At 44.9% G+C, this 9,324-nt stretch carries 8 protein-coding genes and 1 pseudogene; 4 read left to right on the top strand and 5 right to left on the bottom strand.

Annotated features, from left to right (window positions below; genetic code table 11):
• Positions 1 to 187: 187 nt before the first annotated feature.
• Together RID09_RS25035 and RID09_RS25030 are read left to right on the top strand one after the other, a co-directional pair.
• Positions 188 to 505, top strand: a pseudogene (locus tag RID09_RS25035) (aminotransferase class I/II-fold pyridoxal phosphate-dependent enzyme); the annotation flags it as partial.
• Positions 506 to 697: 192 nt separating this feature from the next.
• Positions 698 to 1,012: a slr1957 family protein gene (locus RID09_RS25030; protein WP_446338627.1), complete on the top strand. Its 315-nt coding sequence runs from the start codon at positions 698 to 700 to the stop codon at positions 1,010 to 1,012.
• 42 nt (positions 1,013 to 1,054) lie between these two features.
• On the opposite strand, the gene RID09_RS25025 is transcribed toward RID09_RS25030, so the two are convergent.
• The 4 genes from RID09_RS25025 to RID09_RS25010 all read right to left on the bottom strand — a co-directional run bounded on the left by RID09_RS25025 (position 1,055) and on the right by RID09_RS25010 (position 3,825).
• Complete coding sequence (locus RID09_RS25025) at positions 1,055 to 1,555, bottom strand: orange carotenoid protein N-terminal domain-containing protein (protein ID WP_446338626.1); 501 nt, start codon at positions 1,553 to 1,555, stop codon at positions 1,055 to 1,057.
• Positions 1,556 to 1,839: 284 nt separating this feature from the next.
• The gene (locus RID09_RS25020; protein WP_446338625.1) at positions 1,840 to 2,892 is read right to left on the bottom strand and encodes a DMT family transporter; all 1,053 of its coding nucleotides are present in this window, start codon (positions 2,890 to 2,892) and stop codon (positions 1,840 to 1,842) included.
• 192 nt (positions 2,893 to 3,084) lie between these two features.
• A complete protein-coding gene (locus tag RID09_RS25015) occupies positions 3,085 to 3,468 on the bottom strand; it encodes a hypothetical protein (RefSeq protein WP_446338624.1) in 384 nt (127 codons plus the stop codon).
• 78 nt (positions 3,469 to 3,546) lie between these two features.
• The gene (locus tag RID09_RS25010; RefSeq protein WP_446338623.1) at positions 3,547 to 3,825 is read right to left on the bottom strand and encodes a DUF1830 domain-containing protein; all 279 of its coding nucleotides are present in this window, start codon (positions 3,823 to 3,825) and stop codon (positions 3,547 to 3,549) included.
• A gap of 341 nt (positions 3,826 to 4,166) precedes the next feature.
• Between RID09_RS25010 and RID09_RS25005 the strand changes: the two genes are divergently transcribed.
• Positions 4,167 to 5,336 (top strand): PAS domain-containing protein, encoded by a 1,170-nt coding sequence (locus RID09_RS25005; RefSeq protein ID WP_446338622.1) that lies wholly within the window; start codon positions 4,167 to 4,169, stop codon positions 5,334 to 5,336.
• A gap of 213 nt (positions 5,337 to 5,549) precedes the next feature.
• Positions 5,550 to 7,016: a sensor histidine kinase gene (locus tag RID09_RS25000; protein WP_446338621.1), complete on the top strand. Its 1,467-nt coding sequence runs from the start codon at positions 5,550 to 5,552 to the stop codon at positions 7,014 to 7,016.
• Positions 7,017 to 7,177: 161 nt separating this feature from the next.
• On the opposite strand, the gene RID09_RS24995 is transcribed toward RID09_RS25000, so the two are convergent.
• Positions 7,178 to 8,980: an iron uptake porin gene (locus RID09_RS24995; protein ID WP_446338620.1), complete on the bottom strand. Its 1,803-nt coding sequence runs from the start codon at positions 8,978 to 8,980 to the stop codon at positions 7,178 to 7,180.
• Positions 8,981 to 9,324: the final 344 nt, after the last annotated feature.

The following is a 9,324-nucleotide window of genomic DNA, read 5'->3' as shown; positions in this document are numbered from 1 at the left end:
ACACATTCTTTCTTGTTTTCAATAGTACGATAGGGCATATCGAAACTAGCTTCTGTAATGGAGCAAAACGCTTCTTCCAGAGATGCTCCTCTGGTATGAAATAGGCGACTATTTCATAGTAAGAGTGCTCGATGAAAGAAGAATCCTCACGCCTTTAGGCTGAGGAGTGTCAAAGATTGGAGTCAATTATACTCAACCCCACATTCACGCGATCGCAACAGTGCGACAGTTGGTATTAGAGGCGTTGCAGCGATTAGATGGATTATGTGCGATCGCCCCAGCTAATGGCGCGTTTTATTTTTGGCTTCAGGTTAACACCCATATAAATGCTATCGAGTTAGTCGAACGCTTGATTCGCGATCATCGCGTCGCCGTCTTACCCGGTACAACCTTTGGTATGGAAGATGGTTGCTATCTACGAATTGCTTATGGAGCGCTACGAAAAGAAACAGTTACCGAGGGTATTGAACGCTTTGTTCAGGGTTTACAAACCATTTTGCCTTAGAGTTTTATCCCAAATCCGCTTTTGTAGTCCCCTTTTTAGCTGGGGTAATTTTTCGCCTATTCCCTATTCCCTATTCCCTATTTCCTAAACCAATAGAAATAGGTATTTATTCCTCTTTTAGTCTCGAAAAAGATTTGTTATTCTTATTGAGGTTGTAAGACATGTTAATTTAACATATTTTAACGAAATCCGATGAAACATTACTCTGAATCTTGGCTAAACGAATGGTGCTACGAGAATGGCTGGACTGACTTATATATTGAACGCGATAACTATTGGGCATTCCCTCCGGGCGCTGTGATTCCAGAACCGCTTCCAACTGACGCATTGAAATGGATTAAAGCGGAAAAAGGCTGGAGTGGCGAAGAGAAACTATGGTCAATTGGGGCAATTCTGGTGACCCTCGTTGCCGCTGTTTTGACCGTTTATTTCCAGTCGCCTATGCCTCTGGGTGTAGCCTTTGCCTTTGCCGCTATCACGGTTGGGCTTTTAGAAGTTGAAGTTTAACAAAATCAAAATAAATCGACCTTGTACCTAAGTGCCAAATTCCTAAGCGGCTAAAGGTGCAACACCCATCTGGTCAACAATCCAGTGGAATAGGGAAATTTGTTCATTCAGTTCCAATGATGCCATCGCTCTCAATAGGAGTGTTGCTGAGGATGAAAGCGGATAAGTGATTGCCACCGGACTCACCTCACCTGTGGACATCCAATCAAATAGCTGAGTCCAAAACGCCAGTTTGGTTTTAAGGGTGAACAGTCCGTACTGGCGACTGATGGGGGTATCTGTCTCCCTTAATAAGCCGTGCATCGCCGCTAACTGCTGATTAGAAGGCATTTGCTTGATCTGATGCAGCAACCCTTGGGTCAAAAATAACCGTGCTGCACCTGCAGGTGTTGGCGCCAGAGAACAGCCGAGGTTTTGATACATTCCCCATAGCAGCCCCAACTGATCATCAACAGACAGGTGCTGGAAGTCTTTAACAGCCTGGTTTACGGCTGGCGTGATTTCAAGGGTTGACGTTGAAGGTCGGTTTGTAATGAACATCATGGGCTAAGTAGGGAAGCAATGAGCGAACAATTGCTTGAAGTAATCATTCTAATTGTAATAAAACTTAAACGTCAAATCTACGTCAATCGGGATTTAGTCTAGGTATTACGACTTGACAAATTTTTATAGATAGCATTCCCAGCTCTGTAATACCGGCAGAGACTGCTGCAGAGAGCATTTCCCAGGGAAGTATTTAAATTTCTAATTATTCCTATAGTTTAAGTTAACAGGACTATCAAAGAGCAGAAGGAAAGTAAATCACAACTATTTAGGCGGACATGATATCACACCCCTTTAAAGCCCACCTCCATATCCGCTTCCTTATCTGAATTCCCAGGCGGCGGAGTAACTGTTTCAGCCATTTTGCCAAACATGCCAATCTGATTAAGAACAATACCACCAATAATCACCGCCCCACCGATATATTGCGCCATCGTTGGCACTTCCCCCAGAATAAAATAAGCCGCTAAAATTCCGGCAATGGGGCTAAACGAACTGGCTAAGGAAACATCCCCTGCACCCGTTGTCTTTAACCCCATAAACCAACACAGTTGACCTCCAACGACAATCACCATGCCGTAAATCAACATCCACCGCCACAGAAAGGGCGAAAACACATCGATGAAATGACTGGGTTCAAACAGCATCAAGACAACGACAAAGAACACTAAAGTTGCCATTGCCATGCGATAGATACTGAAAATAGCCAACGGAATCTGGCGTAGCTTCACCTTACTAATTATCGTGGACAAGGCTAAAGCCACGGCACCGCCTGCGGCAAATAATTCCCCTTTGCCAATCTGGAATCCCCCCATATTCACCATCTCAGTAGCGGGAGTCTGAAGTAATACAGTCAGAGAAACGCCAATGAACGAAACCACCGCACCCGCTACCACCCACTTATTTACCCGTTCTCCCAGCAATAGTATAGATAACGCCAGAATCAGGGGCGGTTCAATTCGCCCAATTAGTACCACATTATTGACCATTGTCAAATCCAGCGCCATAAAAATTAATGCTGGGGCTAATGCTCCAGACAATATTGCCACCCCTGTCAATCCCAGCCAATCTGTCCACGAGAGACGTTTTAGCGACTCAACATTCCACTGTTTGCCGTAGATTAAGATTAGGGCGATTAAAGCACAAAGATTTCCCGCAAACAGAACATTACAAAAAGAGATGGGATTTCTCCCATCAATTAAATTTTGACCTCCCAAATTTGTTAACATCCGGATTACCGCATTGGCTGACGCGAAAATCACAATCGCAATCAACAGATAAGCGCGTCCGGGAATTCGATTGAATAGATTAGCCGGGTTTGCAGCTTGTCTTGACATCAGGTGAAGGGGGACTCCTGGATTGACTCAGCCAAAACCGACATGACTTGGCGTTGGTGACTATTGTATCATCCGAAGTCTCATATCATATCCGCCTAGATCGTTTGTCTGTCATACCCATAGTTATTGGGACAAAACCTTACCCTTTTACCCGGATCGTGCTAATTAATGTTTTGTCCCTGTTTCAAAACCCTAATAGCCGAACCAACGATAGAGTTTTTTGTTGGCATTCATCGGTGTAGTAGCAGAACAGCTATCATCTTGTTGAGGCAAGGAATGTAACATTTCATTCTGTTCTTGAAGTAGAGTAATAATATTCTGATGAATGAGTTTTTCGACCATCATTCGATCTTCTATGCAGGAGTAAAAACGTCGAGGGTTTTTGGGGAGTTGTTCGGATTCATTCAGGATAGTATAAGATTGTTCCGGAATTTGACTTAATACTTGGTTAATGAGCTGGTTACGTAAGGATGGCTGTTCAAAAGCAGCTTGATGAGTCGCTGGATAATTTGTCAAGATATCTTTAGCTTCTTCAATGATAAGCAGACAGGTTAAATTAATAATTTTCTCCGACATGGTGGTGAGCCCCTTTTTTAGAGATAGTGTTGACTGCGCCAATCAAACAGCAACATTGGCATCGAAATAATCAGTTTATTAGGCTGACAATTTTACTAGTAATTTTTGGCAATTAACCAAAGAAGAAACTCCTTCACTTACCAAAATCTCTAAGTTAGATTCGGAGTCAGTTTCAAACAGGAAACGCTCACCCGGAAAAACAACCCGCTGCCAATTAGTATGGGATTTACTCACGAGTCGGATAACTTGAATATGGCTGGTGGTATTAGTATAACAGCATAAACTTTGGCGATCGGATGTACTTTGGCTAGGTTTAGCGGCGGAAGCGGTTTGATGGGAAGTGGTTTGTGAATTCATATCTCTATATAAATGAAGTCTGAGTAACAATGAGCGAGTAGGGAAGTTGCCAGTCCTAGCCAGAGAGGGATTGATCTGGGATAAGCGTAGAATTCTATCCTTATGTCTTGTCTGTTGGGAGGGCGCTGAAACCCTTAGCTTTACTGACATCTAGCAGCATATCAATTTCCGCCATACTCCACGTCTGTCTAAAGAAGGGGACTTATATTAAGTTGCTTTGTTACGCTGAATACAAACGCATTTGGAGAGCCAAATCAATTAATCCTTACCAAACACTAAATAAAATACCTAAAAATCTATCTATGGGGGATTGTTTACAGAGAAAAAGGGGTGTTGGGACGTTGAACATTGACTTGAAGCGGTTTGTTCAGCAGCTAGAGGCATTACAAGGGCGCTTAGATCGGCTTTACCAGCATATAGATACTTCAAACTGCAAATCTAGTCTGCTACCATCAGCCTTTAAAGAACTCGGCATAGCTTCAGAAGAACTGCAAGTGGCGATGGAGGAACTTCTAGTACAGGCGGAGGAATCGGCTGCGATGCAAATAAAATTAGCAGCCGAACGCCAGCGTTACCAAGATCTAGTCGAGTTTTTACCTAGTGCTTGCCTAGAAACGGATACGAATGGAAAAATTACACAAGCCAATCGAGCTGCTGCCAAGATGCTGAATATATCAAAGCGGTTTTTAGTCGGCAAACCTCTAGACATCTTCTTGATTAAATCCGATCGCCGCAAGTTTCCGGCTAAACTCATCGAGATTCAGCAGCGTAACGTCAAACAAGAATGGATTGCTCAGATTCAGCCACGTCAAGGTGAGCCCTTGGAGGCGGCTTTGACTGTAACCCCCGACTGCAACTTAGAGAATCAGCCAATCCGTTTGCACTGGATAGTACAGGATATCAGCGATCGCCAGCAGGCGCTGAGGGAGTTAAATCGCAATCATATCAACCTCTACCAGGATCGCCCCCGGCATGTTTATCATAAAGGCGAGACAGTTTCTCTCCAACCCCAGATCATTTGGCTAGTTTGCCAGGGGGTTCTGAAATTGAGTACTTTTAGCGAAAGTGGTGATGAAATAATATTGGGGTTGGCAGGAAAATCCATCTGCTTCGGTTCTAGGATGACGTCTCTACCGATTTGCCAAGCCACTGTTCTCTCAGAAACAGCAGAATTAGTTGGTATTTCCCTAACCGAAATCTCCGCCTCTTCTGAGCTATCCAATAGTCTTTTACCTCATATTAATCAGCGCCTGCAACAGACGGAATTTCTATTGGCAATTGCTGGTAAGCGACAAATAACAGACCGTTTGCACTGTTTCCTATCGTGGTTAAAAGAGGAATTTGGTCAACCAACAAAAGAGGGGACTCGTTTAACTATTCGCCTGACGCATCAGGATTTTGCTAACGCCTGTTGCACGACTCGAGTCACGATTACTCGCCTCTTCAGTCAGTTACAGCAGCAAGGAAAGATTTCTTTTGACGCGCAGCGACATTTGGTATTAAGAGAATAAATGTAGGACTTACCGTTAAACCACCATCTGTAGGGAACATGTCGTGTCCCTACCATCAGCACGAGTCTCGCCAACCGCCAAGGGTTTAAACCCTTGGCTAACAGTTAAAGTCGTCTAAAGACGACTGGATGTAGAAAAACGAACTATGGTAGAGACTCCTCCGCCGGAACGCCTAATCTACTTGATGTGTCCTACTGCCTTGAATAAAATAAAATGTTTCAAGCCACTCGCCGCCGTCTGGCACTTTGGTATACAACGGTTACTGCCGTCTTACTATTACTATTCGCGACAGGAGTTTACTTGTACGTCCGCAGCACTTTAATTGAACGAGTGGACGATACCTTAAAGCATGTGGTGGAAGTTGTCGATCGCTCCCTGGTAATTGAGCCAATCGCGGGAACGGTTACTCCTTATCAGATTAACGTAGAAGCCAGTTTTCGCGACAATACCCAAGCGGTGGAAGATGACCACATTGACTTAGAATTGTTTAGTCCCACGGGTCAGTTGCTGTGGTCAACTCTATCAGAACCCCTAGATGTTCCCCTGCATCCCCGACAAACAGCGGAAACTGTCCATCTATCCCCGGATCACCTGCTGCGTCAGTTTACCAAGCGAGTCGAACTTGGACGGTATGTTTTAGGGTATTTACGGGTGAGTCATCCCTGGTTTGAAGTCACCAAACCGATTCGCCAGTTAATCGTTGATTTAACGGTGGGAACAAGCCTAATGATTCTTTCCACCGCCGCGATTGGTTGGTTACTCTCAGAACTCGCCATGAAACCCGTGCGCGAATCCTACCAACGGTTAAAACAGTTTACCGCTGATGCCTCCCACGAGTTAAGAAATCCCATCGCCACGATTCAAGCCAATGTGCAAGTGGCGCTAGCTGATCCAGATATGGAACCGCAATGGCAACGTCACCAACTCAAGGTGGTGGAACGATTAACTCAGCGTTTGGGAAGGTTAGTGAATGATTTGCTATTTTTGGCGCGGGTTGATAGTGGTATGGTACAACCTGAATGGCAACCTGTCCCCTTGGATGCGTTGCTGATGGAAGTGATTGAAGAACAACAGTTAATTGCCGATCAAAAAGGTATTTTTCTCTCGCTTCATTTGCCCGAAACCCCTGATTTTGATTTAAACTACGATGATGTGAATGCTGAATCATTTGTTGATTCCACCTCTGACTCAGAGGCACGCGATCGCATCACTACTCTGCAACCGCTACAATCGCCTGATGACGAGGCATTTACCATTTTGGGCGACTGGAATCAGTTAGCGCGTTTATTTACCAATCTCGTCAGTAATGCGGTGCAATATACTCCAGCCAAAACGGACAAAGACGAGGAAGGATGGGTGCAGGTGAAACTAGAATTAGTCAATCGTCCCCACAAAGGTGGACGACAAATTTCCTCCTGGATTCAAGTCCAAGTTCGCGACAATGGTATGGGAATTCCCGAAACCGCCTTACCCCTTATTTTTGATCGCTTCTACCGCATCGATCCCGCCAGAACCCATGATACGGCGGGTTCCGGATTAGGGTTAGCGATCGCTAAAGCCATTGTAGACAATCACCACGGTCAGATTCAGATAGACAGCATACTTAATCAAGGCACTACGGTGACTGTAATTTTAAATAATCAGCTTACTTCACACAAACGTCTTTATGTCAATACTTAAGTTGATTATTGATTGGATTAGCATTTCCTTCGCCAATGCAACTTTATGCTGAAGTTCCCCTTTGACAAATCGCTACACTGTATGCATATCAAGGCACTGTAGGTGGGCAATGCCCACCCTACATTTAGCTCCTGTCTTCTTTAAGAGGTCGGCACTCTTTTTTAAAACGTGAATGTGGTTCTTACCGTGCCAATAACAGCATCGCTGTTATCTGAATTTTGGTTGGGAGCGGTTAACCAGATGATACTCGGTGTAATTGAGATATTATCGCTCACTTGATATTTGTAGAAGCCTTCGATGTGATACGCAAAATCTCGATTAAAGTCCTTGGTTCCACCGGGAACATCTAATCCTCTCAGTGTCGGTTCTGCACCCGCAACAATAGCGCCTAAGTTTCCTTCTTTTCCTAAGTCAGGAAACACTAAACCTAAGGCAAAATTCCAAATATCTGCATCACCTAATCCAATTAAACGGGCGTCGGTTTTACCAACCCAACCATTCACCAAAAATTTAGGACTAAATCTGAGCGAGGCTTCTAGTCCATAGGAGTTGCTGACAACAGGAGTGCTGAGAATATCGGCTGACAAATTGGTTTCGGCTGACAAATTGGTTATAGTTGCCAATTGAGCCGGATTGAGATTAGCAAAGGCTGTACCTGTTCCACCTAATAGAAAGCGTCTAGCGTCATCTCCACCATCATCATAAGCGTGGACGTAGGTTAATCCAATTTTAAACCGACTGCCATAAACAATTTGGGCAATTCCGGAATAATTCCCGTTGAACAACCCATTATCCTCTCCAGGATTACTGGCGGTATTGGAAATGTAGCCCAAATCTACTCTGAGATTATCACTCGGTTTTAGCGCGATCGCAGCCCCTGCACCAAACGGACCAATCCGATAAATGGGGTTCCGTTCAGCGAAGCGGGAAATGGCATTAGACCCCCCAGCAAATCCTTCTAAGTAAGGGTTCACAGTATCTGAGTAATAGTGGTGTAAGCCATTATTTGCCACGATTTGTACGGTGGCTTTGTCTCCTAGGGGAAAGCGGTAGCGCAGGATGTCGATCACGACATCATTGCCAGCCGGACCATCGTAGGTAAAGCGCCCTTCTTGACTACCACCTGATCCATCATCATAAGTTACACCGCCTCTTGCCAGTAATGGGGTTGGATTACCCGCTTGCAGACGAGTTTGCAGCATATCCTTCCCGGTGAAGCTAGTTAGGAAGTTGAGGCGCACGCGATCGTGGAAAACGGTATTTACATCGTCACCAACCTCATCTCCAAACGCATCCGCCAAACCCAAGATAACTTCCCCCGACAGTTTTGTGGTTGTGGAAAATTGATGGTCTTCTAAAAATGCCACTCGACCTTCTAAATTATCAACCCGCGCTCCTAGGGTGGCAAGTTCTGCTTCAAATTCTTCAATTAAACGCCGTAGCGTGGGCAAATCATCCCCATTATCGGGAACGTTGCCAATTAAACGTTCAATTTGCTGTAAACAAGCATTTAATCCAGCCGCAAATTCATAGCGTGTCATCGCCCGATTACCGCGAAACGTGCCATCTGGATATCCGGCAATACAGCCATACCGTTCAACTAGCGATCGCAACGCTTCATACGCCCAGTCTCCGGGAGAGACATCTCGCAGTTGGGATACGTTGGTTAATTGTCCCATCCCCTGATTTTCCATAGCGTCCAATCCTAGGGAAGGTATAGGGGTATCCGGTATTGCGGATGGGTTTAATGCCTCCTCTGTCTCCAGCGCCGCATCGGGAACCGAAATCTCCAGATTCAGGAGCATTTGGGCAATTAGACTCGGCTGTTGGGTATTCTGATCCGTGATACTTTGGACTGATTTTGTCGGTTCACCTGCGATCGCGGCGGTAGATAGCCCAATTGTTATCCCTAAAATTGTCGGCACATTAAGTAAGGCAATCCTAGCAACTTTAGCTTGATTCACGTTCGTCTCTCACACCAGATAGAGTTTTTGGTGAGATTAGTCAACAGGAAAACTGTCCCTGAAATTGTTTCTTCCAGAGGTTTTATCCTTTCTTGGTTAATCTCAAGTTAACCTTATCGGCGCTATCAGCTTTTTTTGTATTAATTGATGCAAAGTATCTTTTTTGATGCTGAAAATGAATCTAATCCATCCGGTTATTGCAATTGACACTCCCCCGGTTAAAACGCGGGGGATTCTTCCGTCACAGGGAGGCAGAGTTTAACGTCTTCGGTGGACGGAACCTTTACCCTCAGAAAGCTTAACCACCGTGTGTCCCACGGCAACGAGTCCTCTAATCTCGACTA

It is taken from the genome of Coleofasciculus sp. G1-WW12-02, assembly GCF_040219735.1.
In the GTDB taxonomy this organism is placed as follows: Bacteria; Cyanobacteriota; Cyanobacteriia; order Cyanobacteriales; family Coleofasciculaceae; genus Coleofasciculus.
Note: the sequence above shows the minus strand (reverse complement) of the source record. Positions and strands in the feature narration are given on the sequence as shown.

Coding starts and splice junctions, on each gene's coding strand:
- RID09_RS25030 (WP_446338627.1), top strand. CDS start 698: ATGAAACATTACTCTGAATCTTGGCTAAACGAATGGTGCTACGAGAAT.
- RID09_RS25025 (WP_446338626.1), bottom strand. CDS start 1,555: ATGATGTTCATTACAAACCGACCTTCAACGTCAACCCTTGAAATCACG.
- RID09_RS25020 (WP_446338625.1), bottom strand. CDS start 2,892: ATGTCAAGACAAGCTGCAAACCCGGCTAATCTATTCAATCGAATTCCC.
- RID09_RS25015 (WP_446338624.1), bottom strand. CDS start 3,468: ATGTCGGAGAAAATTATTAATTTAACCTGTCTGCTTATCATTGAAGAA.
- RID09_RS25010 (WP_446338623.1), bottom strand. CDS start 3,825: ATGAATTCACAAACCACTTCCCATCAAACCGCTTCCGCCGCTAAACCT.
- RID09_RS25000 (WP_446338621.1), top strand. CDS start 5,550: ATGTTTCAAGCCACTCGCCGCCGTCTGGCACTTTGGTATACAACGGTT.